Source organism: Microbacterium sp. NPDC057658 (assembly GCF_042799975.1).
In the GTDB taxonomy this organism is placed as follows: Bacteria; Actinomycetota; Actinomycetes; order Actinomycetales; family Microbacteriaceae; genus Microbacterium.
Genome location: NZ_JBHVHT010000001.1, coordinates 943,488 through 968,519, shown reverse-complemented (window position 1 = coordinate 968,519; position 25,032 = coordinate 943,488). Strand labels below are relative to the sequence as shown.

At 70.8% G+C, this 25,032-nt stretch carries 22 protein-coding genes; 3 read left to right on the top strand and 19 right to left on the bottom strand.

Annotated features, from left to right (window positions below; translation table 11 throughout):
- From ACFU8V_RS04595 to ACFU8V_RS04555, 9 genes are all read right to left on the bottom strand, one after another.
- Nucleotides 1-906 carry a carbohydrate ABC transporter permease gene (locus tag ACFU8V_RS04595; protein WP_249520591.1) on the bottom strand — a complete coding sequence of 302 codons (906 nt, stop codon included), beginning with the start codon at nt 904-906 and terminating at the stop codon, nt 1-3.
- 29 nt (nt 907-935) lie between these two features.
- Complete coding sequence (locus ACFU8V_RS04590) at nt 936-2,261, bottom strand: extracellular solute-binding protein (protein ID WP_378869361.1); 1,326 nt, start codon at nt 2,259-2,261, stop codon at nt 936-938.
- A 44-nt stretch (nt 2,262-2,305) separates the two neighbouring features.
- Nucleotides 2,306-2,680, bottom strand: coding sequence for a cupin domain-containing protein (locus ACFU8V_RS04585; RefSeq protein ID WP_378869358.1), 375 nt, complete (start codon nt 2,678-2,680; stop codon nt 2,306-2,308).
- Nucleotides 2,677-3,567: a 3-hydroxy-5-phosphonooxypentane-2,4-dione thiolase gene (gene lsrF / locus ACFU8V_RS04580; protein WP_280569097.1), complete on the bottom strand. Its 891-nt coding sequence runs from the start codon at nt 3,565-3,567 to the stop codon at nt 2,677-2,679. The genes ACFU8V_RS04585 and lsrF overlap by 4 nt, the downstream gene beginning before the upstream one ends.
- 22 nt (nt 3,568-3,589) lie before the next feature.
- Entirely contained in the window at nt 3,590-5,194 is a 1,605-nt protein-coding gene (locus tag ACFU8V_RS04575; RefSeq protein ID WP_378869355.1) for an FGGY family carbohydrate kinase, read from the bottom strand.
- The gene (locus tag ACFU8V_RS04570; protein ID WP_378869352.1) at nt 5,182-6,201 is read right to left on the bottom strand and encodes an NAD(P)-dependent oxidoreductase; all 1,020 of its coding nucleotides are present in this window, start codon (nt 6,199-6,201) and stop codon (nt 5,182-5,184) included. Before ACFU8V_RS04570 ends, ACFU8V_RS04575 begins: the two co-directional genes overlap by 13 nt.
- A gap of 36 nt (nt 6,202-6,237) precedes the next feature.
- The gene (locus ACFU8V_RS04565) at nt 6,238-7,053 is read right to left on the bottom strand and encodes a GntR family transcriptional regulator (RefSeq protein ID WP_161973074.1); all 816 of its coding nucleotides are present in this window, start codon (nt 7,051-7,053) and stop codon (nt 6,238-6,240) included.
- A 340-nt stretch (nt 7,054-7,393) separates the two neighbouring features.
- Nucleotides 7,394-8,557: an acyl-CoA dehydrogenase family protein gene (locus ACFU8V_RS04560; RefSeq protein ID WP_025104683.1), complete on the bottom strand. Its 1,164-nt coding sequence runs from the start codon at nt 8,555-8,557 to the stop codon at nt 7,394-7,396.
- A 163-nt stretch (nt 8,558-8,720) separates the two neighbouring features.
- Complete coding sequence (locus ACFU8V_RS04555; protein ID WP_378869349.1) at nt 8,721-9,650, bottom strand: M15 family metallopeptidase; 930 nt, start codon at nt 9,648-9,650, stop codon at nt 8,721-8,723.
- 74 nt (nt 9,651-9,724) lie between these two features.
- On the opposite strand from ACFU8V_RS04555, the gene ACFU8V_RS04550 reads away from it, so the two are divergent.
- Nucleotides 9,725-10,819 (top strand): Rv2578c family radical SAM protein, encoded by a 1,095-nt coding sequence (locus tag ACFU8V_RS04550; RefSeq protein WP_378869346.1) that lies wholly within the window; start codon nt 9,725-9,727, stop codon nt 10,817-10,819.
- Between the two features lie 43 nt (nt 10,820-10,862).
- Nucleotides 10,863-11,402: a YaeQ family protein gene (locus ACFU8V_RS04545; protein WP_378869343.1), complete on the top strand. Its 540-nt coding sequence runs from the start codon at nt 10,863-10,865 to the stop codon at nt 11,400-11,402.
- 70 nt (nt 11,403-11,472) lie between these two features.
- On the opposite strand, the gene ACFU8V_RS04540 is transcribed toward ACFU8V_RS04545, so the two are convergent.
- Complete coding sequence (locus ACFU8V_RS04540) at nt 11,473-13,539, bottom strand: DEAD/DEAH box helicase (RefSeq protein ID WP_374459626.1); 2,067 nt, start codon at nt 13,537-13,539, stop codon at nt 11,473-11,475.
- 273 nt (nt 13,540-13,812) lie between these two features.
- Here ACFU8V_RS04540 and ACFU8V_RS04535 point away from each other — a divergent pair, with 273 nt between their 5' ends.
- Nucleotides 13,813-14,709, top strand: a complete 897-nt coding sequence (locus tag ACFU8V_RS04535; protein WP_025104688.1) for an aldose 1-epimerase family protein — start codon at nt 13,813-13,815, stop codon at nt 14,707-14,709.
- A gap of 96 nt (nt 14,710-14,805) precedes the next feature.
- Here ACFU8V_RS04535 and ACFU8V_RS04530 read toward each other — a convergent pair whose 3' ends face one another.
- The 9 genes from ACFU8V_RS04530 to ACFU8V_RS04490 form a co-directional block, all read right to left on the bottom strand.
- Nucleotides 14,806-17,946, bottom strand: coding sequence for an efflux RND transporter permease subunit (locus tag ACFU8V_RS04530; RefSeq protein ID WP_378869338.1), 3,141 nt, complete (start codon nt 17,944-17,946; stop codon nt 14,806-14,808).
- Between the two features lie 16 nt (nt 17,947-17,962).
- Entirely contained in the window at nt 17,963-18,550 is a 588-nt protein-coding gene (locus ACFU8V_RS04525) for a TetR/AcrR family transcriptional regulator (RefSeq protein WP_303709754.1), read from the bottom strand.
- Between the two features lie 159 nt (nt 18,551-18,709).
- Nucleotides 18,710-19,906 (bottom strand): Gfo/Idh/MocA family protein, encoded by a 1,197-nt coding sequence (locus ACFU8V_RS04520; protein WP_197462162.1) that lies wholly within the window; start codon nt 19,904-19,906, stop codon nt 18,710-18,712.
- A 41-nt stretch (nt 19,907-19,947) separates the two neighbouring features.
- Nucleotides 19,948-21,003, bottom strand: coding sequence for a LacI family DNA-binding transcriptional regulator (locus tag ACFU8V_RS04515; RefSeq protein ID WP_371512850.1), 1,056 nt, complete (start codon nt 21,001-21,003; stop codon nt 19,948-19,950).
- A 3-nt stretch (nt 21,004-21,006) separates the two neighbouring features.
- The gene (locus tag ACFU8V_RS04510; RefSeq protein ID WP_025104693.1) at nt 21,007-21,897 is read right to left on the bottom strand and encodes a carbohydrate ABC transporter permease; all 891 of its coding nucleotides are present in this window, start codon (nt 21,895-21,897) and stop codon (nt 21,007-21,009) included.
- A complete protein-coding gene (locus ACFU8V_RS04505) occupies nt 21,890-22,852 on the bottom strand; it encodes a carbohydrate ABC transporter permease (RefSeq protein WP_378869332.1) in 963 nt (320 codons plus the stop codon). The genes ACFU8V_RS04510 and ACFU8V_RS04505 overlap by 8 nt, the downstream gene beginning before the upstream one ends.
- A gap of 4 nt (nt 22,853-22,856) precedes the next feature.
- Nucleotides 22,857-24,119, bottom strand: a complete 1,263-nt coding sequence (locus ACFU8V_RS04500; RefSeq protein WP_025104695.1) for a sugar ABC transporter substrate-binding protein — start codon at nt 24,117-24,119, stop codon at nt 22,857-22,859.
- A gap of 112 nt (nt 24,120-24,231) precedes the next feature.
- On the bottom strand, nt 24,232-24,591 hold the full coding sequence (locus tag ACFU8V_RS04495) for a CrcB family protein (protein WP_338565341.1): 360 nt from the start codon (nt 24,589-24,591) through the stop codon (nt 24,232-24,234).
- The gene (locus ACFU8V_RS04490; protein ID WP_238695654.1) at nt 24,588-24,962 is read right to left on the bottom strand and encodes a CrcB family protein; all 375 of its coding nucleotides are present in this window, start codon (nt 24,960-24,962) and stop codon (nt 24,588-24,590) included. Before ACFU8V_RS04490 ends, ACFU8V_RS04495 begins: the two co-directional genes overlap by 4 nt.
- Between the last annotated feature and the right edge of the window lie 70 nt (nt 24,963-25,032).

Here is a 25,032-nt window from a genome sequence, read left to right as displayed (position 1 = left end):
TCAGCCCTCTCTGTGCAGCCGCTGCCGCACGGCGTTGAGCGGCAGGATGACGATGGTGACCAGCACCAGGAAGGCGATGGTCTGCGCGGCGGCGGCGCCGACGTCGAACGTCTGCAGCCCGGTCCGATAGATCTGGTAGCTGCTGACGGTGGTGTCGAAGCCCGGCCCGCCGCTGGTCATGATGAACACGAGGTCGAAGACCTTGAACGAGACGACGAGCTTGAGCAGCAGCACGGTGATGAGGCTCGGGAGCACGAGCGGGAACGTGATGCGCCAGAACGTCTGCCACACCCCGGCACCGTCGACCTGGGAGGCCTCGTACACCTCGGTCGGCAGGGTCTGCAGCGCGGCGAACACGAGCAGCACGCAGAACGGCGTCCACTGCCAGGCGTCCACCAGGATCACGGAGATCATCGCCGCGGGGCTGGAGCCGAGGAACAGGAACGGCTCGGACCCGGGCGCGAACGACTGCCCGATGTTGTTGAGCAGTCCCCCGGTCGGGGCCAGCATGAGCTTCCAGATGACGCCCGCCATCACCGGCGGTGTCATCAGCGGCAGCAGGAGCAGCACCCGGATGACGCGGCCGCCCTTGACCGCGGCGTCCAGCGACAGGGCGACGACCAACCCTGCCACGAGCGCGATCAGGGCGGAGGGGATGGCGAAGAGCAGCGACCTGCCGAGGGACGGGAGGGTGACCCCGTCCCCCAGCAGTGCCGCGAAGTTGTCGAACCCGACCCATTCGGTGAACGGCCGGCCCAGCGACGACTCCGAGAAGGAGGCGGCGATGATGTAGCCGAGCGGGTAGATCGCGATGATGACGATCGCGATGACGGCGGGCGCGAGCAGGGCGCGTCCCGTCCACGACGCGCGTCGGGCGCGGCGCCGGGAGGTGACGGGGTGCGACATGAGCGGTCCTTTCGGGTTCGACGAGGGGATCAGTCGGCCAGGGACTGCCAGGTGTCCCAGGTGTTCTGCATCGCCTGTTCGGCGGTGAGGCCGCCCTGCAGCATCAGCGCCAGGTTGTCGCTGAGCGACTGGATCATCTCCGGCGCCTGCGGCGAGGTCGGCCAGGACTGCGCGTTGGGCAGCACCTCGGCGGCGACCGCCGAGACCTCGGGGGCGAACTCGACGTACTCCGGACTCTCCAGCGTGGAGGTGCGGGTGGGGTCGACACCGGAGCCGGTCGTCGTGATGAGCTTCTCGTTCGTCTCCTTCGACGAGGCGAACGCGACGAACTGCTTCGCGAGGTCCTCGTCGCTCGCGTTGGGGCTGATACCCATCGCCCATCCCGCGTTGAGCGCTCCGGAGACCTTGCCCTCGGGGCCCACCGGCAGCGGGGCGACGCCCCAGCCGTCGACGATCTTCGACTGCTCCGGGTCCTGCGCGAACACGCCCAGGTCGGTCCAGAACTCGATCATCCCGACCGACCCGGACAGGAACTGCGGCAGCGCCTGCTCGAATCCGATCTCCAGCGGACTGGGGAGGGCCGACGGCGAGGCGTCGAGCATCGACTGCGCGGCGGCCACCGCGTACTCGGTGTCGAGCTGCGGCATCTGCGGGTCGATCGGGTCGGGCGACATCGTCGCGAGCCGGTTGAAGAACGTCGACCCAATGTTGAACGCGCTCTTCGAGCCGAGCAGCGCGTTGCCGTAGACGCCGTTCGCCTTCTCGGCGTCGGTGATCTTCTTCGAGACCTCGACGTACTCGTCCCACGTGGTCGGGACCTCGACGCCGTTCCGCTCGAAGATCGCCTTGTTGTAGAAGAGCACGTGCGTGTCGCCGTCGATGGGCAGACCGTAGGTGGCGCCCTCGTACTGCGAGTACGGTCCGAAGATCGCCTCGATGAAGTCGCTGGAGTCGATGTCCTCGTCGGACTCGACCCAGTCCGTGATGTCGGCGAGCGCCCCGGCGTCGGCGAGGGCACCGACCGACGTGTACCAGTACTGGATGACGTCGTAGTTGTTGGTGCCGGACTGCGCGTCGAGGATCGCCTTGGTCTGGATCTGGTCGTAGGGGACGACCTCGACCTCGACCTCGACGCCGGTCTCGGCCTCGAAGTCCTCCTCGAGGATGGCACCGGCACCCTCCTGGGGTGCGGCGATGAGGACCTTCAGGGTCTTGTCGCCTCCGTCGCCGGAGGCGCCTCCCGCGTCCCCGCCGCAGCCGGCGAGCACGAGGCCCGCCGTGGATGCCACGGCGATGACGGGAAGGGCACGGCGCACGAGGCGCGCGGTCGGAGAGGGGCGTCGTTGCCTGCTCATGGTGGTGTCCTTTCGGTGGTTCTTCTCGGGTGAGGGGGGGAACGTCAGTCGCCGGATCGAGGGCCCGGCGTCCAGGGGCGGTCGACCTTGTCGCCGTCCACCCAGGGGGTCTTGACGAAGACCGCACGGAAGGTCTCGTCGAAGGGGTTGCGGACGAAGTGCTCCTCGTGCGGCTCGGCCCGCAGCACGTCGCCGGCGGAGACGACCCGGCACGTGTCGCGGTCCAGCCAGATCTCCGCGCGGCCCTCGATCACGACGAAGGACTCCGTGTGGTGCTCGTGGAGGTGATTCGCGAACTCGTCCCCCGGGCGGAGCACGACGACGCCGAACGCCGCGTCCTCCCCCTGGGCGAGGTATCCCGGACCCCAGTCGCCGAACCGCAGCTCGGCATCGGCGGTCCGCAGCACGTCGGCGCTCATGCGGGCACCGGGGCCTCGGTGGCCGCGCGGAACAGCTCGTAGGCGTCGGCGGGGTCGAGGTCGTCGTGTACGACGGCGCGGACGGCGGTCATCATCGCGGCGGGGGCCGCGCTCTGGAAGATGTTGCGACCCATGTCGACGCCGGCCGCCCCGGCCCGCACGGCACGGGAGGCCATGGTGAGCGCGTCGAGCTCCGGGAGCTTCTTGCCGCCCGCCATGATGACCGGGACGGGGCATCCGGCCACCACGTCCTCGAAGCCCTTCTCGCAGTAGTAGGTCTTGACCAGCTGCGCGCCGAGCTCGGCGATTATGCGGGTCGCGAGTCCGAGGTAGCGGGCGTCGCGGACCAGCTCCTTGCCCACCGCGGTCACGCCGAGCACGGGGATCCCGGCCGCGTACCCCTGATCGACGAGGGTGGTGAGGTTGCGGATGCTGCGGCTCTCGTGCTCCCCGCCGACGAAGACCTGCACGGCCACGGCATCGGCGTTGAGACGGACCGCGTCCTCCATCGCCATCGCCGTGTACTCGTCCGAGAGGTCCTTGAGGATCGAGGGGCCCCCGGAGGCGCGCAGCACGAGCCCGGCACGCGTCGCCGGCGGGAGGGAGGTGCGCAGCGCGCCTCTCGTGCCCATCAGCGCGTCCGCCTGCGCGGCGAGCGGCGCGATGTTGAGGTCGATGCGCTCGAGTCCCGACGTCGGCCCCTGGAAGTAGCCGTGGTCGAAGGCGAGCATGACCGTGCGCCCGGTCTCCGGATCGAGGATTCGTGACAGGCGGTTCTGCATGCCCCAGTCGAGGTTGGCGGCGCCACGGATGTTCTGCGTGAACCGGACGCCGGGCGTCCCGACGTGGAACTGCTTGGCGTCGGCGTTGCCGTCGAGGTCTGCCATGGAGGTCTCCTTCGTGTTGTCGTCAGCCGGCGTGGCCGACGGGCGAGAGGCGGGGGGTGGAGGGGTCGAGGGGGCCGCGGGCCGCCCCCGGCGGGGTGAAGAGCGGAGGGAGGTCGGGGCTCGAGATCGCCAGGACGTCGCGGTAGACGCGGTGCCAGCGCTCGGTGACCGCGCGGTACTGCTCGTGCTCGGCGGGATCGACCCGTTCGACCCGCTCGGCGTCGCCCATGGGCGGGAGCGTGGCGCCGACACCGGCAGCGGCCAGGCGGGCGGCACCGTACGACGTGGCCTCGGGGGCGGGGGTGACGCGCGTGTCCAGGCCGGTGACGCCGGCGATGATCCGCGGCCACAGCGCTCCCGCACTCGACCCGCCGGTGAACGTCACGGTGCCGTCCGCGACCGCGCGGCCCGCGGTGAGGGCGGAGAGGATCTCCAGGTGCGCGCCGGCGACGATGGCCGCGGACTCCTCGATCGCCCGGATGAACGCCCCGCGGGACGATCCGGCGGCGTCGTTGATGTCGAATCCGACGAACGCGGGCGCGGCGTGGTGCCACGCGTCGGCCTGCATGACGTTCGCCATCGTGGCGACCACGCCGTTCGCGCCGACCGGGACCTCCGCGGCCCACTCCTCCATGATGCGGAAGGCGGAGCGGCCCTCCGCGCGTCCGAGCGCCGCCGCGTCGGGGCACATCGCGTCCCGGAACCAGCGCATGGCGAGTCCCGAGAGGAAGCCGATGCCCTCGATCATCCAGGTGCCGGGGTCGACGTGGCAGAGGGTGCGCAGACGACGATCCGGGTCGACGAGGGGCTCCGCGACGACGGCCGTCGTCTGCCAGAACGTCCCGGCGACGATCGTCGGAGTCCCCTCTCGCGCCGCGATGCCGTGGAGGGCGAGCTGCGTGTCCGCCCCGCCGGCGACGACCGGGGTGCCGACGGGCAGCCCCGTCGCGGTCGCGGCTTCGGGGGTCACAGCGCCGACGACCTCGCCGGCCGCGACGACCGGGGGCAGGATGCGCCGGTCGATGCCGACGAGATCCGCGAGGTCGGCGGACCATCCGCGCGCGCGGAGGTCGAAGAGGGCGGAGCTCGACCCGCAGGTCGGCTCGGTGACGAAGACGCCGGTGAGCCGGGTGGTGACCCAGTCGCTCAGCATGCCGAGGTGGCGCGCACGGGAGAGGACCTCCGGCTGGTGGCGCGCGATCCAGCGCAGCCGAGCCGGTGCGGTGATCGACACCCAGTCCCCGGCGGTGCGGTAGATCTCGTCGGCTGTGCCCTCCGCCACGAGCTCGTCCGCCTCGGCGCGGGCCCGACCGTCCGTGTTCGGGCAGGCCCAGATCTCCGTGCCGGCCTCGTCGAACAGCACGAAGCCCTCGCGCATGCTGGAGGCAGCGACGGCGGCGACGCGGCGGCCGTCCAGCCGCGCGACGACCTCGGCGACCGCGCCGGCGATGGCCTCCCAGCCGTTCGCGGTGTCGAAGGCCGTGCCACCGGGGTGGCCCGGGATCGCGCGGTGGGTCCACTCCCGGGCGGCGTGGGTCACGAGCCGGCCCTCGATGTCGAAGGCGAGGGCGCGTGCGGAGCCGGTCCCGGCGTCGATCGCCAGGAAGACGTCGGTCAGCGCTCCCATCGCAGATCACCTCCTGCCAGGAACCGCTCGACTTCCGCGGCGAGCATGTCCGCACCGCGGGCGAGCGTCTCGTGTGTCGCTCCGGCGAGGTGGGGGGTGAGGACCAGGTTCGGCTCCGCGACGAGCTCGCGCCACGGCCCGTCGGGCTCGTTGACGTCGAGGGCGACGCCGGCGAGCTGTCCGGAACGCAGCCCGTCCAGCAGTGCGTGCTCGTCGACGAGCGACTCGCGGGCGGTGTTGATGAGGAACGCGCCGCGCGGCATCCGCTCGATCTGCGCCCGGCCGATCAGGTGCCGGTTCTCCGCGGTCGCCCTGGCGTGCACGCTGACGACGTCGCTGGCGGAGAGCAGCGCGTCGAGGTCGCCCACGATCGTCGCATCGGTCACCGTCTCGGGATCGACGAAGGGGTCGTACGCCGTGATGACGGCCCCGAGGGCGCGAGCTCGCGCCGCGACCAACCGGGCGACGTTGCCGTAGCCGATGAGCCCGAGGCGCAGCCCCTTGACCTCGCGTCCGAACCACCGGGCGCCCTCGAACGTCGACTCGGCGAGCGCACGCCCGTCCGCCACCCGGTCGTCCACGTCCCGAAGGGAGGCCGGCACGTTGCGCACCAGGGAGATGAGGAAGCCGATGGTGAGATCCGCGACGGCGTCGGCGTTCTTGCCCGGCGTGGTCGTCACGCGGACGCCGGCTCCGCGGGCCGCGTCGAGGTCGACGTTCACGGGGCCGCCCCGCGCGCAGCCGAGGAGGCGGAGGTCGGGCAGGGCCGCGATGACCTCGGCGGTGACGGGGGCGGCATGGAAGGCGACGACGTCATACCCCGCGGCGAGCCGGGCGACCTCGGCCGGATCGCCCTCGAACTCGCGGATCGCGGCGGTGTTCCAGGTGGGCTCCGCGATCGTCATCGTGACCGCGTCGGTCTCGATCCCCCGCTCCCGGAAGGCGCGGGTGAAGACCTCGGCGGTCATGTAGCTGTCGCCGATGACGAGGATGCGGTGGTCGGTCATGCAGGGCTCCCGGGGGATCGAGGGACGGGGAAGGGGTCAGCGGAGCGCGGCCGGGTATCGGCCGGAAGCGGTCTCGTTCGAGATGCCCGCCGCGTCGAAGCCGGTGTCCACGCTCACGCGCAGACGGTCGGTCCGCACGGAGGCGCGGGAGATGTCGATGGGCTGCCCGCTCTGGTCGTAGGCGACGGCCTCGACCACGACGATCGGATGCCCCGGCTCGACCTCGAGCAGTCCCGCGAGCATGCGGTCGGCCGAGACGGCCTCGATCGTGCGGTGCATGCGCGCGATCCGCACACCGGTGACGCGGGAGATCGCGGCGTAGAGGCTGGCCCGGGGGTCGCGGAGGTCGGGAAGGACGCCGACGAAGCGCGTCGGCAGGTAGTTGATCACGTGGACGGCGGTGCGGGCGCCGACGGCGCGCACGCGCTCCAGGACGAAGCCCATGCCGTCGGGCGAGTCGCGACCGACCACCGCGGCGGCCCAGGACGGCAGCGGCTCGATCCCTCCGCGGAGGATCTCCGAACTCAGGGCGCTGCGTCCGTCCTCGCTGTACTCGCCGAGCAGGCTCGGCGCGGAGGGCAGCGTCCAGGCGGACGGCCCCTGGGCACGCTCGACGAACGCGCCCTTGCCCTGCTGCCGCGAGATGATCCCGGCGCTCTCGAGACGGGACAGCGCATCGCGGACCGAGGTCCGGGAGGCCGCGAAGTGCGCGCGCAGCTCGCTCTCGCTCGGCAGGCGGTCCCCGGGCGCCCAGGCGCCCTGGGCGATCTGCCCCTCGACGGCGCGCATGATCTGGAACCAGATCGGAGCCGTCGACGTACGGTCGAGCTGCGGCAGGGTGAGCGTGGACATTCCGGCCTCTTCGGTGAGCGGGTGCGAGGACATCGGCGTCCTCGAGCCGGACGTTGCCTGTCCGGACATGTATCGATCATGGACCAGCACATGTATCCCCTGAAGAGACAAGTCAGAAGAAAGTCGGCCCCCTGGTCGGACCCGGAATTATCCGCTCGTCATCAGGCTTTTCTGCGCAGAACGACAACCCAGGGACCGGCACGCCGCACGGCCGACTGTCCCCGCCGGCGCCACTCGTCGATACAAGTGGGGCCGCACCCCTCTGCCTCCAGACGGAAAGCGCACCCTCGGGATGTCCCGAGGGTGCGTTTCTCCTGCGGCCCGCCGCGCGGGCCCTGCGTCAGCGCTTGCCGGCGATCTGACGCCCGACGATCTCGCGCATGATCTCGTTCGTGCCGCCGTAGATGCGGTGCACACGGGCGTCGAGGAAGGCGCGGGCGATCGGGTACTCGGTGATGTAGCCGTAGCCGCCGTGGAGCTGGACCCCGGCGTCGAGCACCTCCCACTCGCGCTCGGTGGCCCAGAACTTGACCTTCGCGGCCTCTTCGGCCGAGAGCCTGCCGTCCTTGTACGCCAGGAGCGCGCGGTCGATGAAGGCCCACAGCGCGTCGACCGTGGCGGACATGTCGGCGATGGTGAAGCGGCTGTTCTGGAAGTCGATGATGCGCTCCCCGAAGGCCTCGCGGTCCTTCGTGTAGGCGACGGTCCAGTCGAGCGCGGCCTGTGCGGCGGCGGCTCCGGCCACGCCGATCGAGAGGCGCTCGAGCGGGAGGTTCATCATGAGCTGGATGAAGCCCTTGCCCTCGACGCCGCCGATGAGGTTCTCCTCGGGCACGAACACGTCGCTGAACGACAGCTCGGCGGTGTCGTGACCGTGGAAGCCCATCTTCGAGAGCTTCTTGCCGTTGTCGAACCCCTCCATGCCCTTCTCGATGAGGACGAGGCTGAACGCGTCGGGCCGGTTGCCCTCGCCCGTCTTGACGAAGGTCACGACGAGGTCGGCGGTCGCACCGGACGAGATGAACGTCTTGGCGCCGTTGACGAGGTAGCCGCCGTCGACCTTCTTGGCGGTGGTCTTGATGCCGCGGAGGTCGGAGCCGGCCCCGGGCTCAGTCATGGCGAGCGCGCCGACGACCTCGCCGGTGGCCATGCGGGGCAGCCATTTCTCCTTCTGCTCCTGCGTGCCCATGTGCACGAGGTACGGGACGGCCAGGTCGTCCTGGATGCCGAAGGCGCCGGCGAGCGAACCCGCTCCGGCTGCGATGACCTCTTCGTTCACGATCGCGCGGAAGCGGTAGTCCTGCAGCATCCCGGCGCCGCCGAACTCCTCGGGCACGGAGAGCCCGATGATGCCGGCCTCACCCGCGGCGCGCATCGTGGCGCGGTCCACCTCGCCGGCGGCGTCCCACTTCTCGATCGCCTCGTGCGTGACGTGGCGCTTGACGAAATCCTTGACGAGGTCGCGGAATGCCTCGTGATCCTCTTCGTAGATGTCGCGTTCCATGCCGTCCTCCCGAACGTGTCGTGCGTCGTTGCTCCGGCGAGTCTACGGCGGGGACACGGGGCAGGACAGGCGATTGTGAGAATGCATCCCATCCCGAGTGGGACTGGGTACCGCCTTTGTGGAAAGCCTCAGAGCACACCGAGCGCCACCGCGGACGCCCCCATCAGTGCTCGTAGTCGGGAGCGGCGGGCAGGCCGAAGAACTCCTCGAGGGTGTGGAAGCCGCCCTCGTGATACGCCGCCGCGAGCTCCGTTCCGACGTAACGCAGGTGCCAGGGCTCCGGCGCGTACCCGGTGACGGCGGTGCCGACCTGCTCGTAGCGCACGATGAACCCGTACTCCCAGGCGTGCGCGGCCACCCACTCGCTCTGCCGCGTCGCCCCGAAGCCGTCGAGACCGCCGCATTCGGCATCGCAGGCCACCACGTCGAGGGCGAGACCGGTCTGATGCTCGCTATGACCCGGCCGCGCCGAGCCGGCGTCCGCGTCGGCCTGCCCCTGGTCCCGCACGTGGGCCCCGTAGGTCGCGACCTGGAGCCCGTAGGACCGGTAGCCGTTGTTCGCGCCGATGCGGCCGACCCCCGCGGCCGCGGCGGCCTCCGCCATGCGCCCGACCGCGTCGGCGACCTCCGCGCGCACGCGGCCCGACGGCGTCGTCATCTGCAGGGGCACCTGGCCCAGTTCCGCGGGCTCGTAGGCGGCCGGATCGAGCGGACGGCCCTTGTTCACCACGACCCAGATCCGGGCGGGATCGCTGAGCGAGACGCAGGGCGCGTTCCCGGCGACCACCGCCTGACGGAAGCGCGCTCCGCCGCCGAACCCCGCGATGGTGGCGGCGTCATCCCCCGCCGCGATCGCCTCCTGCACCCCGGGGTCGGCACAGGGGTCCGCCGCGGGCGTCGCCGCGTTCTCCACGGTCGGCACCTGCATCACCGCGACCGGCCGCGGCATGTCCTCCGAGGCGACAGGGGTCGCGGCCGCCCCGGTGAGGGACAGCAGCACGCCCACCGCGGTCACCGCCAGCCCGACCGGGAGGGCGGGGCCGAAGATCGGGGAGCGCGGCGCCGCATGCTGAGCGTACGGCGAGGAGGGCATGGCCCCATTCTTCCATTCGAACATTGATGCCATACTCGCTTGACTTCGATTCGGTTCTTTGTTCGACTAGGACGATGCGGTGGCAGGGACAGAAGCTCGCGGACAGCGACGAGGCGGCGCTGCCCGGTCTCGAGAACCGGTCCAGCGTCCTGCGCACGGTGACGACGCCGGAGTTCGCCGGGATGACGTTCCACGAGGTGCTGTCGAAGTCCGCTCTCAACCACGTCCCCGGGGCGTCGCGCATGCCCTTCGCCTGGACGATCAACCCCTACCGCGGCTGCTCCCATGCCTGCACGTACTGCTTCGCACGAGGCACGCACGAGTACCTCGACCTCGACGGCGGTGCCGACTTCGACACCCAGATCGTCGTCAAGGTCAACGTCGTCGAGGTGCTCGAACGGGAGCTGCGCCGCGGGAGCTGGCAGCACGAGACGGTCGCCCTCGGCACGAACACCGACCCGTACCAGCGGGCCGAGGGGCGCTACGCCCTCATGCCCGGCATCATCGAGGCGCTCGCGGCGTCGGGCACCCCGATGTCGATCCTCACGAAGGGCACGCTGATCCGCCGCGACATCCCGCTGCTGAAGAAGGCGGCGCAGCGCGTGCCGGTCGACGTGCAGATGTCGATCGCGATGTACGACGACGCGCTGCAGAAAGCGATCGAGCCCGGCGCTCCGACCACGCAGGCCCGCCTCGACACGGTGCGCGCCCTTGCCGACGCCGGGTTCCCGGTCACGGTGTTCCTCATGCCGATCATGCCGCACCTCACCGACTCCCTCGCCGCGATCGACGACGCCCTGCGCCGCATCAAGGCCGCCGGAGCGCGGAGCGTGATCTACGGAGCCCTGCACCTGCGTCCGGGCGTCAAGCCGTGGTTCTTCCAGTGGCTCGGCGAGAACCGTCCCGACCTCGTGTCGTCGTACCGGGGGCTCTATCCCGGAGCGTCCGTCGAGGCGCCGAAGCCGTATCGGCAGTGGCTCGCCAAGCGCGCTCGTCCCCTCATCCGGATGCACGGACTCGACGGCCGGCACGAAGACGACTATCCGCGGCGCGGGTTCCGCCCGGGCCAAGGCCACGTGCAGACGGAGACCCCGGCGGCCGGGCCGGTGATGTTCACCCCGAGCGGCCGCGCTGCCGCGGCCCCTCCTCCCCAGCCGATGCTGTTCTGAGTCGGTCACGGAGGGGGTGCTGCTCCACGTAGGCTCGAGGATCATGGCGATCGGTTCGACAGTCCACACGTTCGAGATGCAGCTGGCCGACACCGATCGCGGGGTCTACGAGGACGTCTCGCTCCGCGCCGCCCGGCATCCCTCCGAGACCGACGCGTACATGCTCACCCGGGTGCTCGCGTACGGACTCGAGTTCGCGGAGGGCATCGCCTTCGGCGGCAGCGTCTCCGACACGGAGGAGCCCGCCGTGCTCGTGCGCGACCTCACGGGGCGGGTCACCGTCTGGATCGAGGTGGGCGCTCCCGATGCCGCACGGCTGCATCATGCCACCCGCCTCGCGGACCGGACGGTGGTCTACACGCACCGCGATCCCGCCAAGGTCATGGCGCCGTGGGCCGACAAGCGCATCCACCGGGCCGAGGACATCCGGGTCTACAGCTTCGATCCCGGCTTCGTCGACACCGCCACGCCCCACCTCGCCCGCCGCAACACCCTGACCCTCACGGTCACCGAGGGCGTCCTCTACCTCGACCTCAACGGTACGTCCCTGATGACGCCCCTCCACGAGCACACCCTCCCCTGACCCGGCCGGTGCGGAGTGCGAAAAGGCCCCGGAGACCGAAGTCTCCGGGGCCTTTCTGATCCCGAACGGGTCAGGAGGTGAGCTCGGCGGCGGATGGCACGCGGCCGGCGATCTCCTCGATCACGTCGTCGTCCAGGCGGGCCTGCTCGAACGGGGCCTCGATCTCGGCGCGACCGAGCAGCTCGGTCATCCGGCGCTGGCGCTGCCGAGTGATGAGCGTGACGACCCGGCCCGAGCGCCCCGCGCGACCCGTGCGACCGGAGCGGTGCAGGTACGTCTTGTACTCGTCCGGCGCGTCGGCCTGGACCACGAGGTCGATGTCGTCGACGTGGATGCCGCGCGCGGCGACGTCGGTGGCCACGAGGACGTTCACCCGACCCGAGGTCAGCTTCTCCAGGTTGCGCGTGCGCTTGGCCTGGTTGAGATCGCCGTGCAGCGAGACGGCCGGGATTCCCGCGTCGTCGAACTGGTCAGCCAGCATCTCGGCGTAGGCGCGAGTACGGGCGAAGACGAGCGTCTTGCCCTCGCGGTCGACGAGCGACGTGAGGATGTCCGCCTTGTCGCGGTGCTCGATGACGAGCACCCGGTGCTCGATGGTGCTGGAGCCCTGGTCCTCGCCGGCGACCTCGAACACGGCGGGGTCGACGAGGAACTCGTCCACCAGCGCCGCGACCTCGCGGTCGAGCGTCGCGGAGAACAGGAGCTTCTGGCTGCCCTCGGCCGTGCGGCGGAGGATGCGCTGCACGGGCTCGACGAATCCGAGCTCGCACATGTGGTCGGCCTCGTCGAGCACCGCGATCCGGCAGTCGGACAGGTCGAGCTTGCCCTGGTTCATCAGGTCCTCGATACGGCCGGGAGTGCCGATGACGATGTCGACGCCCTTCTTCAGCGCGCCCACCTGGCGGCCCTGCGGCACACCGCCGTAGATCTGCGTCGTGAAGAGGCCGACGCTGCGGGCGATCGGCTGGATGGTCCGGTCGATCTGCAGCGCGAGCTCGCGCGTCGGGGCGAGGATGATCGCGCGCGGCGCCCGTCCGAACTCACGACGCTTGCCCGCCTGCGACTGCAGCACCCGCTCGACGAGCGGTGCCCCGAAGGCGATGGTCTTGCCGGAGCCCGTGCGTCCGCGGGCGAGCACGTCGCGCCCCTCGAGGACGGCGGGAATGCTCGCCGCCTGGATCGGGAACGGCGTCGCGGCGCCCATGTTGTTCAGGGTCTCGGTGATGTTGGAGCCCAGGCCGAGGTCGGCGAACGTGACGCCCTCGACCTCGACGGCCTGCACGGCCTGTGCCTCGAGGCGCTCGTGGACGACGTCATCGGCCTGCTCGAAGGCCGCCTTCGGCTTCGCGTTCCAGTCGCTCCGGGTCGGACGCTCGTCGCGACGAGGGCGCTCGTCCCGACGCGGCCGCTCGGTGCGGTAGGCCCCTCCGGTCGACGGCCGCTCGCGCCCGCCCTCGAAGGAGCGCTGCGTGCGGTCGCGGTCGAACGCGCGGCGCGCACGGGCGGCGTCGTACGAACGCTCGGTCCCCTGCTCACCGCCGCGGGTGCGATCGCCGCCGCGGTCGTCCCGCCGCGGACGGTCGTCGCGGTCGAAGCGCGGACGCTCGTTCCGGCGGTCGTCGAAGCGCGGGCGTCCGCCGTCGCGGTGGTCGCCGTCGCGGAACCCCTGTCGCTGCGAGCCGCCGCGGTCGTCGCGCCGCGGACGGTCGTCGAACCGTCCAGCGCCGGACCGGTCGTTGTACCGCGGACGCTCGGCGCGGTCGTCGAACCGGCCGCCACCGGCGCGGTCGTCGCGGCGGTGCGGGGCCTCGCGACGCCCGGACTCCGCACGGTTGCGGATGCTGCGGGCCTCGTCGCGACCGGCGCGCTCCTGGGAGCTCCAGCGGCGCTTCGGAGCACCGGACTCGGCCTCCTCCGGGCGGTAGCCGCGGTGCCCGGGGCTGCGGCTCCCGGGGCGACGGTCGTACCCGCCGGTCGCGCGACCCTCGCGGTCGTCGCGTGCGGGACGCTCGTCGCGAGCCGTGTCCCGACCGCCGGCCGGACGGTGGCGGTCGTGGAACGAGGTCTTCTTGGCGCCGTAGCGCGGCTCGAAGTTCGCGGCGGCGCGACCGCCGCGGGGCTTCTTGTTCTTGGGCATTCGGGTGTCCTTCTTGCGTTCTCGCACGAGAACAGCGCTGCGCGCACGCGCGAGCACTCCGATCCAGCGGAGTCCGGACGATCTGCGGCCGGGGCCATTCCTGTGATGGTTGATTCGCGTCGATCGACGCGCACCATCGGCCCCTGGACTCACACTTCACACACTGAAAAACGTCCGCGCCCTGCGCGGGTGTCCGAAGCCGACCGTCTCAGTCTACCCGGCATCCCTGGGAGACCCCCGCACTCCGGCGGCCTGCGGCACTACGATGTCGAGGTGAACTCCGTCTCTCCCACCGGCACCCAGGTCCATCTCCGTCTCGGCGACGTGACCGCGCAGATCGCCCAGGTCGGCGCCTCTCTCCGTGCCCTCCGGATCGGCGAGGTCGATCTCATCTCCCCGTATCCGCTCGACATCCCGACGCCGTCGTGCTCGGGCGTCGTGCTGACCCCCTGGCCCAACCGGGTGCGCGACGGCCGCTGGGACGACGAGGGCACCGTGCGCCAGCTCGCGATCACCGAGCCGAAGACGGACAACGCCAGTCACGGCCTGCTGCGCTTCACGGCGTACGCCATCGAGCAGACGGAGGGCGCCGCGACGCTGCGGGCGACCGTCTTCCCGCAGACCGGCTACCCGTACCTGATCGAGACGTCCGTCGCGTATGTCCTCACCGCGGACGGCATCGAGGTCACGCACACGCTCACCAACTGGTCCGACTCCCCCGCGCCCGTCGCGGTCGGCACTCACCCGTTCCCCACGATCGGCGATGTCGACCCGCACGACCTCGTCCTCCGGGTGCCCGCCCGCACCGCCTTCGAGACGGATGACCGCATGCTCCCGATCGGCACCCGTCCCGCCGATCCCGAGCTGCGCGAGGGCATCCGCGTCGGCGACGTCTCGCTCGACACCGGGTTCACCGACCTCGACCGCGACCCGGACGGCCGGGTGCGGCACACCCTCACCGCCCCCGACGGCCGGACCGTCACGCTCTGGCAGGGCGAGGGCTTCGACTTCGTGCAGGTGTACACGGCCACGAACTATCCCGGTACGCCGCTCGCCGTCGCGATCGAGCCGATGACCGCCCCGGCTGATGCCCTCAACAGCGGCCGCGGCCTGAGACGCCTGGCCCCGGGCGAGACCTGGACCGTGGAGTGGGGCCTCTCCTTCGCCTGACCGCGGTCCACCGGTCCGGAGAACACACGCGGAAGGGCCCCGATCCTCGTCTCCTCGACGGGACCGGGGCCCTTTCTCCGCGTTGCGGACGCGCGACTACTCGCCGTGGTTCTCGCGCAGCTCGCGCCGGCTGACCGGCGTGCCGTCCGTGTGCACGGGGACCGGGGCGCCATCGTCGTGCGGCTCGCCCTTCCGCGCGCGACGGCGCTCCCGCGCCCCCTCGACGAGGTTGTACAGGGTCGGCAGCACGATGAGCGTCAGCACGGTGGAGGAGACGAGCCCGCCGATCACCACGATCGCCAGCGGCTGCGAGATGAAGCCGCCGTGCCCGGTGATCCCGAGCGCCATCGGGGTGAGGGCGAGGATGGTGGCGAGCGCGGTCATGAGGATCGGGCGCAGACGCTTCTCCCCTCCCGCCATCACCGCCTCCGCGGTCGACAGTCCCTTCTCCCGGTACTGGTTCACGAGGTCGACGAGCACGATCGCGTTCGTCACCACGATGCCGATGAGCATCAGCACGCCGATCAGCGAGGCCACGCCGAGCGGTACGCCCGTGATGATCTGCAGCAGGATGGCGCCGGTCGCCGCGAACGGCACCGAGATCAGCAGCAGCAGCGGCTGACGCAGCGACTTGAACGTCGCCACCATCACCACGTACACGATGAGGATCGCGGCGAGCATCGCCAGGCCGAGCTGCGCGAACGAGTCGGCCTGCTGCGAGGCGACGCCGCCGACCTCGGCCGAGGCGCCGTCCGGCAGGTCCGCGGCGGCGAGCGCCTCGGTGACCGACTGGGTGGCGACCGCGAGGTTGTCCGATGCGGGCGGCACGGTGACGGTCGCGGTGCGCCGTCCCTGCTCGGTGGTGATCGAGGTCGGACCGTTGCGCTGCTCCACGGTCGCGATGTCCTCCAGCGGCACGATGCCCGCCGCGGTGGGGATCGCGAGCTGCTGGAGGGCGTCGACGGTCGTCGGCGGCTCCGGGTTGACGAGGTACACGGTCAGCGCGGTGTCGTCGATCTCGACCGAGCCGATCTGCTGCGGACGCATCGTGTTCGACACGATCGATCCGACGGCGACCTCGGACAGTCCGACCTGGGCGGCGGCCTCGCGATCCACGACCACGGCGATGTACGGCAGCGCCTCGGCGAGGTTGTCGGTCACCTGCCCGATGCCCTCGCGGCCGTCGAGTTCGTCCACCACGGCGGAGGTGGCGGTGGCGAGGTCGTCGCCGGTCGCGGCCGACACGGTGATCTCGATGTCGCTCGAGCCGAAGCCGGCGGATGCCGCGACGGCGACCTCGCCGACCTCGTCGCCGAGGCCGTCGATCGCGTCCTGCACCTCGGCGCGCAGCTTCTCCTGGTCGGCGTCGCCGTCGGTGAGCACGGAGTACGTGATGCCCGCACCGCCGGAGAACGCGTCGCGCAGCGCGGAGCCGCTCGACCCGATGGACGCCTGCACGTGCTCGATGCCGTCGATGTCGAGGAGCGCCTCCTCGACGGGGACGGCGGCGTCGGACTTCGCCTGCAGGCTCGCCGTCGGGCCGAGGTCCTGCGTCACGGTCATGGTGTTCTGACCGGAGTCGCTGAGGAAGTTCACCTTCATCAGCGGGGCGGCGGCGAGGGTGCCGGCGAGGACCACCACCGCGAGCGCGACGGTGATGCCCGAGTGCTTCAGCGTCCAGCCGAGGATGGGCCGGTAGCCGCGCTGCAGCCGCGTCGGCGGGGCGGCCGGGTCCTCCGGGTCGATCGCGTTCCCCTGGTCGTCGAGGAGCGGCTTGCCGGGCTTGAGGAACCAGTACGCGAGCACCGGGACGATCGTCAGCGCCACGAAGAGCGACGCGACCATGGCGATCGTGACGGTCATCGCGAACGGACGGAACAGCTCGCCCACCATGTCGCCCACGAACACGATCGGCAGGAACACCGCCACCGTCGTGATGGTCGAGGCGGTGATGGCGGCGGCGACCTCGCGCACGGCGAGACGGATCGCGTCGCCCTTGTCCGCGTCGCCCACGTAGTGGCGCTTGATGTTCTCGATCACCACGATCGAGTCGTCGACCACGCGGCCGATCGCGATCGTGAGCGCCCCGAGGGTCAGCACGTTGAGGGAGTAGCCGAACGCCTGCAGCCCGATGAAGGTGATGAGGACCGAGGTCGGGATCGAGATCGCGGTGACCAGGGTCGAGCGCACCGACATCAGGAACACGAGGATCACGAGCACGGCCATCACGAGACCGAGCAGACCCTCCGTGGCGAGGGTGTCGATGGACTGCACGATGAACGGCGCCTGGTCGAACACGACCGTGAACTCCGCGTCCGGAAGCGCCTCCCCGATCTCGTCGAGGGCCGCGATGACCCCCTGCGACACCTCGACCGTGTTGGCGGCGGGGAGCTTCGTGATGGAGATCGACAGGGCGTCCTCGCCGTCGACGCGGGAGATCGAGGTCACCGGGTCGGACACCTGCTCCACCGTCGCGACGTCGCCGATGGTGACCGCGGTGCCGACGAGCGGCAGGGCGGCGATCTCGTCGACCGAGGTGATCTTCGCTCCGGTCTGCACCGTGAGGGTCTCGTCATCCTCGGTGATCTCGCCGCCGGGGAACAGGGTGCCGTTCTGCTGGAGTGCCGTGCTGATCGCCTCGCTGCTCTGTCCGGCGGCGGCGAGCTTCGCGAGGTCGGGGGTGATGGTGATGCGCTGTCCGACGCCGCCGACGATCTCGGCCGCGTTCACCCCGTCGACGTCCTCGAGGTCGGGGATCGCGACGCTCTCGAGCTGCGCCTGGGCGTTGTCCGCGTCGTCGAAGCCGGTGACCGCCACCTGGATCACCGGGAAGTCGTCGATCGAGACCGAGAGCACCTGCGGCGTGACGTCCTCCGGCAGCTGCGAGGAGATGCGGTTGATCGCCTGCTGGATCTTCTGCTCCGCGGTCGCGAGGTTCGTGCCGTACGAGAACATCGCCTGCACGATGGACGCATTGGTCGTGCTCGTCGCGGTGGTCGACTCCAGGTCGGGAACCCCCTGGATGGCCGACTCGATCGGCGTCGAGACGTCGTTCTCGACCACCTCGGGCGAGGCGCCGGGGTACGTGGTCATGACCACGAGTGCCGGCAGCTCGAGCGACGGGATGAGCTCCTGCTTGAGGTTGGTCAGCGCGAGCCCGCCGAACACCGCGGCGACGATCGTCACGAGCGCGATGAGGGCGCGGTTCTTCAGGCTGAGGATGGCGAGTTTCGACAAGGCGTGGTCCTCGGTGTCAGGGGGTGGCGGTCGCTGCGGATGGGAGGGAGAGAGGTTCTCCGAGGATCCGCGCCAGTGCGGATTCGAGGAAGGACTGTTCGAGATCGACGTCGCGGATCTGCGTGCTCCACATGACGCCGTCGATGAAGATCATCGCCGCTCGGGCCCGGTCGGCGCCATAGGTCGGCTCCAGGAGGTCAACGAGGCGGTCGGACAGGTGGCGCGCGAGCTCGCGCAGACGCGGATCGTGGACGGCCGCCGTGACCACCGCTCGATCCGCCTGCACGGCGTGTCCGTCGTGGATGCTGTCGTGGACGAGCGCGGCGATGACGTCGGCCCCGGCTCCGCGGTCGGCGAGGGTCTGCCGCACCCCGTCGAGCCGGCATTCGATCTCGTCCGCGAGGGCACGGAAGGCGGCGCTGCGCAGGTCGTCGAGGGTGTCGAAGTACTGGGTGGTCGCCCCGAGCGGCACTCCGGCGCGGGCGGCGACCATGCGGTGCGTGATGGCGTCGGCCCCGACCTCGATGATGAGCTCGGCGGCAGCCGTGACGATCTCCCGACGGCGCGCTTCGGGATCACGCCGCCGACGCGCGCTCTCCGCCATCGCTCACCCCCTGGACATCCGTACATGTACGTTTGTACATTCGCTCCGGTGTGAACTCCCTGAGAGCCCCACCCCTCTCCCCCTCCCCCTCGCTGCGGGATCAGAAACGTGCCTGGGAGACGCGGTTCGGGTGCCCTATTGCACTCCCCTGCCGGTGGGTCAGGCGGCGGAGGAGGAGGGGGTGGAGGAGGGGGTCTGGCCGCGCTCGAAGTAGGCGACGAGCTCGGGGTCGAGCGGAGGGACGGAGATCGCGGAGCCGTCGCCCCGGAGGGACGCGGTCGCGAGGATCCCGGCGGCCACGGCCTCCCGCGCCGCGACGGGAGAGGTCGCCGTGAGACCACCGTGCCGCACGAACCGGAGGAACTCGGCCACGAGCAGCGCGTCGGCACCGTCGTGTCCGGCGTCGGGCACCTCGGGCACGATGAACACCTCGTCCGCGTCGGCCGCCCCGGCATGCCGACGGTTCCACAGCCTCACCTCGCTGCCGGCCACGTCGCCGAAGTTCTCGATGCGCCCCTCGGTGCCGATCACGGTGTAGTTCCGCCAGTAGTCCGGGGTGAAGTGGCACTGCTGGTAGGACGCGAAGATCCCGCCCTCCAGCCTCAGGTTCACCATCGAGATGTCCTCGACGTCGACGACGGGGTGGAGTCCCGTGAGCGCGGTCGGCGGCCAGTTGTCCATGCTGAACCAGTCGGGCATCCGCTCCCCCGCGCGGTCCCGCCGGTCGGTGATGTCGCCGTAGACGCTCAGGCCGCCCATCGCCGCCACCTGCTCGGTGTACGCGCCGGCCAGCCAGTGGATGATGTCGAGGTCGTGCGCCCCCTTCTGCAGGAGGAGTCCGGTGGTGCGGCTCCGGTCGGCGTGCCAGTCCTTGAAGTAGAAGTCGCCGCCGTGCCCCACGAAGTGGCGCACCCACACGGCCTTCACCTGCCCGATGCGCCCGTCCTGGATGAGCCCGCGCATGAGGGTGATCACGGGCATGTGCCGCATGTTGTGACCGATGTAGAGCCGGGTGCCGGTGCGTCGCGCGGTCTCCAGCATGCGGTCGGCGTCGGCGAGATCGATCGCGAGGGGCTTCTCGCAGAAGACGGGCACCCCGGCTTCCAGCGCCCGGATGGTCAGGGCGGCGTGCGTGTCGTCCGGGGTCAGCACCATGACCGCGTCGACGCCGGATGCGAGCAGCTCGTCGAGGGAGTCGGTGATGAGCGCGTCGGGGACGAGCGCCCTGGCGTCCTCGCGGGCGCGCGGGGCGAGGTCGCAGACGGCGGTGATGCGGGAGCCGTGCCCCGGCCGGTGCACCTCCTCCTGGAGAGTGGAGCGCGCGCCGAAGCCGATGATGCCGATGTGGAGGTCCAACAGAAGTCCTTCGTGACAGAGGGGGAGAGAAAGGGGGCGGCTCAGCGGCCGCGGGCTGCCGGGGCGTCGAGGTCGGTCGAGCCGCCGGGGACGAGGGCCCAGGGGAACTCGTGCAGCGCCCCGGGCGAGGGCTCGCTCTCGAGCGCCTTCTCGACGATGATCCGCGCCTGACGCTCGTAGAAGTCCGTGGGGCCGACGGTGGTGAGGGTGGGCGCGATGAGCCGTGCGTCCGGCGTGTTCCCGACACCGATCACCGCGACGTCGTGCGGCACGCGGAGCCCGAGCATATGCGCGGCGTTGATCGCGGCGATCGCGGCGAAGTCGGTCGTCGCGTACACGGCGTCCGGGCGGTTTTCCTGCGACAGCAGCTCGATCGCGGCGGTGAAGGCGCTGGCCTGGGTCTCCGCATAGGTCACGGTCCACGCCGGATCCGGGGAGATGCCGGCCGCCGCGAGCTTCTCGACGTACGGCGTGTAGCGCGTGACCTGGGTTCCCGCGAGGCGGACGGCACCCTCCGCGGCGATGCAGCCGATGGCCGTGTGCCGCTCCAGCAGGTGATCCATCGCGAGCTCGCACCCCGGGATCGCGTCCGAACGGATGACGTCGAAGCCGTCCGGCTCCAGGTGCTCCGAGAACACCACGAGCCGCTGGCCGCGCTTGACGAGGTCGCCCAGCCGTCGCGCGTCCTCCTCGTCCAGGCCGACGCCGTCGAGATACGCCACGTCGCTCTCGACACGGTCGAGGGCCGCGTGCCAGTCGCCGTCGGCGAGGATCAGCGTCGTCAGCCCGTGCCGGTTCGCCTCGGCGTTCACGGCGTCGGCCACCGCCAGCGACCACGGATCGCTCAGCATGTGCAGGGAGAGCTGCACCATGCCGCTGCGACCCGTGCGGATCGCCCTCGCGGCCGTGTTCGGCCGGTAGTTGAGCTCGTCCGCCGCCGCGAGCACCCGCGCCGCGGTGGCCTCGGCCACGCCCGCCCCGCTGGCCCCTGCTCGCCCGGAGAACACGTACGAGACGGTCGCGGTCGACACTCCGGCACGTTCGGCCACCATCCGCAGGGTCGGGCGGCGGCTCGGGGCGTGCTCACGCTGTGCCATGTCTCAGCCCTTCGTCCCGCTGAACGCGATGCCCTGGATGAACTGCCGCTGCAGGATCATGAACGTCACCAGCATGGGCAGGGTCGCCAGCAGGGCACCCGCCATGAGCACCGGGTAGTCGGTGCCGTGGATGCCGACGAGCTGCGAGAGTCCGACCGACAGCGGCATCTTCGCCGGATCGGTCGTCACGATCAGCGGCCACAGCAGATCGTTCCAGGACCACAGCACAGTGAACACCACAAGTGCGATGATGCCAGGCTTCGCGAGCGGAACCATGATCCGCCAGAAGGTCTGCCACGGATTCGCCCCGTCGATGCGCGCCGCCTCCTCCAGCTCGGCCGGCATCGAGAGGAAGAACTGCCGCATCAGGAAGGTCCCGAAGGCGCTGAAGATGCCGGGCACGATGAGCGCCTGCAGCGTGTTCAGCCAGCCGAGCGCCTGGATGATCTCGTACTGCGGCAGCAGGTAGAGCTGCGAGGGCACCATGAGCACCGAGAGGAACACGACGAACAGGGCGTTCCGGCCCGGGAAGGCGATGCGCGCGAACGCGTAGCCCGCCATGGTGCACAGGGCGACCTGCCCGACCGTGCGGCCGACCGTGAGGAGCACGGAGTTCAGGAACATCTGCCCGAACGGCATCGAGTCGAAGACCTCGGCGAAGTTGGTGAACACCCACTCGCGCGGAAGGAACGACGGCGGCACCTGCACCGAGTCGGACAGCGTCTTGAACGAGGTCAGCAGCTGCCAGACGAACGGGAACACCATGAGCGCGGCGCCGACGATGAGCACGACGTGGACGATCCACAGCCCGCGGTTCCGTGGGGTGCCCGCCCTCCGCGATCGTGCGGGGGCGGCACCGACGACCGCGCGGGTGTCGAGGGAGACGTCACTCATAGTGCACCCACCTCTTCTGCAGCCGGAACTGCACGATCGTCAGCACGAGGATGATCAGCAGCAGGAGGAAGGCGACGGCGGCGGCGTAGCCGCGGTCGTTGTCGAGGAAGCCCGCCTCGTAGAACAGGTAGACGACGGTGCGGGTGTTCGGCATCGCGGGGTTGCTGCGGCCGAGCATCATGTAGATGAGATCGAACACCTGCAGCGCCCCGATCACGCTGATGACGCTGACGAAGAAGATCGAGGGCGACAGCAGCGGGATCGTGATCGAGAAGAACTTGCGTGCGGGGCCCGCCCCGTCGAGGTCGGCCGCCTCCATGATCGTGTCGGGGATGCCCTGGAGCCCGGCGAGGAAGATGACGATGTTGGTCCCGAGGCCCGCCCAGATGCCGACGACGGCGATCGCGACCAGCGCGGTGTTCGGATCGGTCAGCCAGCTCCGCCCCTCGATGCCGACCGCGCCGAGGGCCGCGTTCAGCACGCCGTAGTCGCCGTTGTAGATCATGCGCCACACGAGCGCGATCGCCGCGGGCATGGTGACGACGGGGATGAAGTAGAGCGTGCGGTAGGCGCTGCGGCCCTTGAGACCGGTGGTGTTCAGCAGCGCGGCGATCCCGACCGCGAGGGGGATGCCGATGAGCGCGATCACCGTGTAGACCGCGGTGTTGCGGAGGGCGCCGAGGAGCTCCGGATCCTGGAACAGCCGGACGTAGTTCTCGAACCCGATCCACTCCGCGCCGCCGAACGGCCCCGACTTCGTGAAGGAGATGATGAGCGTGCGCACGGTCGGCCACAGGTAGAACACGGCGAGGCCCAGGGCGGTGGGCCCGAGGAACACCAGAGCCCACCACGGCGAGGCACCGGGCGTACGGCGCCGCCGGCGGACCCCGGAGGGCGGGGCCTCCGGGGTCCGTCCGGCGGCGGGGGCGACCGCGCGAGGCGCGAGGACGGTCACGCGGTCACTCCTGCTCGGCGTCCAGCGCGGTCTGCATCTGCGCGGCGAGATCCTGCAGTCCGTCCTTCGGGGAGACCGCTCCGGACCACACCTGGGACAGCACCTCGCTCTCGATGCTCGTCCACGCGGAGGTGTTCTTCGACACGGGGTACGGGACGGCCGTCTCCAGCGCGTCGATGTAGACCTGCAGGTCGTACTGCGGGAGGGCGTCGACCCAGGCCTGCTGCGTGCCGTTGTACGCGGGGATCACGGTGCCGGTCTCGGCCTGGATCTTCGCGGCCTGCTCGCCGCTCGCGAAGGCGGCGAAGTCCTTGGCCTCCTCCACGTGCGCGCTCTTGGCGTTCGCGACGTTCCCGACGCCGTGGATCACGCTCTGGTTGCCCTCCGGACCCGCCGGCAGCGGCGCCACGTCGACGCTGCCCCCGATGTCCGCGTTGTCCGCGTAGGCGATGGCGGCCCAGGAGCCGTTCTGGAACATGGCGACCTTGCCGGACAGGAAGAAGTCCTCCGGGTTCGTGTCCGTCATCTGCTGCGCCGTGGGCGAGGAGCCGTCGGCGATGAGGTCGGTCCACAGCTCGATGCCCTCGAGAGCCTCGGGGGAGCCGTATCCGCTCTGGGTGCCGTCCGCGGAGATGACCTCGCCGCCGGCCTGCGCGATGGAGTTGTAGAAGTTCTCCTGGCCGTACTGGCTCGCGGCGACGCCGAACTGGCCCTTCGCCGGGTCGGTCAGCTTCGCGGCCGCGGAACGGAAGTCGTCCCAGGTCCAGCCCGCGCTCGGATACTCCACCCCCGCGGCGTCGAACAGCGCCTTGTTGTACCAGAGCGCGACGGTGTCGAAGTCCTTGGGGGCGCCGTAGAGCGCGTCGTCGTAGGTGTAGAGGTCGACGAGCCCCTGGGGGTAGTCGGCCGCGTCCACGTCGTCGAGCGGGGCGAGCTGTCCGTTCGAGGCGTAGAGCTGGAAGTTCGGGCCATTCATCCAGAACACGTCGGCGGCCGAGCCGCCCGTCACCGCGGTCTGGAGCTTGGTGAAGTACTCCTTGTACGGCGTGACCTGGATCTCGATCGTGACGTTCGGGTGCTCCTCGGTGTACGCGGCGGCGATGTCCTCCATCGCGGGCTTCTGGTTCTCGTCCCAGATCGCGTAGCTGAGGGTGATGTCGCCGCCCGACGACTCCCCGGTCGCGGAGGAGGAGCAGGCGGAGAGCGCCAGGACGGCGGCCGCGGAGGCGGCGAGGGCGCCCAGGGCGCGGCGAGAGGTGCGGGGCATCGAGGTCTCCTTTGACGGGTGCACGAGAAGGCGGTGCGCGATGTTAACCGTTTAGCGTTAAACGATTAGCAGCGAGAGTAGCGCGGCACGTCGGCTCTTCGCAAGCGTCGATCTAGAGCGCGGCGCCCAGCGCGAGCCCCAGCCCCGCGGCGAGGAGACCGAGCACGAGCATGCCGACCGCGTCGAACACCGCGGCGCCGCGCTCGCCGTCCCGCCACAGCGCGACCGCATCGAGCATCGCGGTGCTGAAGGTCGTATAGCCTCCGAGGAGGCCGGCGCCGAGCACGAACGCCGCGTCCGGCAGCGCCGTCGTCACGAGCCCCAGCGCGAACGAGCCGGTGAGGTTGACGACGAGGATCCCCCACGGGAACCGTCGGCCGGCGAGCCGCGCGACGCCGAGGTCGACGAGGTACCGCAGGACGGCGCCGACGCCCCCGGCGAGCGCGGCCGCGAGGAACAGCAGTGGACTCACGACACCCCTCCCCGGCGCGGGCGCCCCAGCCGGAGCCCCACGGCCGCCGCGAGGAGACCGAGGACGAGACTGCCCACGGCATACGCGGCGGCGAGGAGCGGAGCCGACCCCCACAGGGCCAACGTCCCGGTCATGAGGGCGCTGTAGGTCGTGAAGCCGCCGAGGACGCCGGTGCCGAGCAGCAGCCGCAGCTCCGCCGAGGCCGGGAGCCGCGCCGCCACGACCCCGATGAGCAGGGCGCCCAGCACGTTGGCCAGCAGCACCGCGAGGGGGAAGCCGCCGGGATCGTCCACGAGGAGTCCGAGGCCCAGACGCGCCGCCGTCCCGAGCGTGCCGCCGAGCGCGACGAGCAGGACACGACGGAGACTCACGCTCGCCACTGTAGTCGCCGCATGACAGCGCGACCGTCGGATGTCAAGGCGTTGGGGTGGGGGCGGGGAC

Excerpts from the sequence above, each read along its gene's own strand:
- ACFU8V_RS04595 (WP_249520591.1), bottom strand. The coding sequence starts at position 906 with ATGTCGCACCCCGTCACCTCCCGGCGCCGCGCCCGACGCGCGTCGTGG.
- ACFU8V_RS04590 (WP_378869361.1), bottom strand. The coding sequence starts at position 2,261 with ATGAGCAGGCAACGACGCCCCTCTCCGACCGCGCGCCTCGTGCGCCGT.
- ACFU8V_RS04585 (WP_378869358.1), bottom strand. The coding sequence starts at position 2,680 with ATGAGCGCCGACGTGCTGCGGACCGCCGATGCCGAGCTGCGGTTCGGC.
- lsrF (WP_280569097.1), bottom strand. The coding sequence starts at position 3,567 with ATGGCAGACCTCGACGGCAACGCCGACGCCAAGCAGTTCCACGTCGGG.
- ACFU8V_RS04575 (WP_378869355.1), bottom strand. The coding sequence starts at position 5,194 with ATGGGAGCGCTGACCGACGTCTTCCTGGCGATCGACGCCGGGACCGGC.
- ACFU8V_RS04570 (WP_378869352.1), bottom strand. The coding sequence starts at position 6,201 with ATGACCGACCACCGCATCCTCGTCATCGGCGACAGCTACATGACCGCC.
- ACFU8V_RS04565 (WP_161973074.1), bottom strand. The coding sequence starts at position 7,053 with ATGTCCACGCTCACCCTGCCGCAGCTCGACCGTACGTCGACGGCTCCG.
- ACFU8V_RS04560 (WP_025104683.1), bottom strand. The coding sequence starts at position 8,557 with ATGGAACGCGACATCTACGAAGAGGATCACGAGGCATTCCGCGACCTC.
- ACFU8V_RS04555 (WP_378869349.1), bottom strand. The coding sequence starts at position 9,650 with ATGCCCTCCTCGCCGTACGCTCAGCATGCGGCGCCGCGCTCCCCGATC.
- ACFU8V_RS04550 (WP_378869346.1), top strand. The coding sequence starts at position 9,725 with ATGCGGTGGCAGGGACAGAAGCTCGCGGACAGCGACGAGGCGGCGCTG.
- ACFU8V_RS04545 (WP_378869343.1), top strand. The coding sequence starts at position 10,863 with ATGGCGATCGGTTCGACAGTCCACACGTTCGAGATGCAGCTGGCCGAC.
- ACFU8V_RS04540 (WP_374459626.1), bottom strand. The coding sequence starts at position 13,539 with ATGCCCAAGAACAAGAAGCCCCGCGGCGGTCGCGCCGCCGCGAACTTC.
- ACFU8V_RS04525 (WP_303709754.1), bottom strand. The coding sequence starts at position 18,550 with ATGGCGGAGAGCGCGCGTCGGCGGCGTGATCCCGAAGCGCGCCGTCGG.
- ACFU8V_RS04515 (WP_371512850.1), bottom strand. The coding sequence starts at position 21,003 with ATGGCACAGCGTGAGCACGCCCCGAGCCGCCGCCCGACCCTGCGGATG.
- ACFU8V_RS04510 (WP_025104693.1), bottom strand. The coding sequence starts at position 21,897 with ATGAGTGACGTCTCCCTCGACACCCGCGCGGTCGTCGGTGCCGCCCCC.
- ACFU8V_RS04500 (WP_025104695.1), bottom strand. The coding sequence starts at position 24,119 with ATGCCCCGCACCTCTCGCCGCGCCCTGGGCGCCCTCGCCGCCTCCGCG.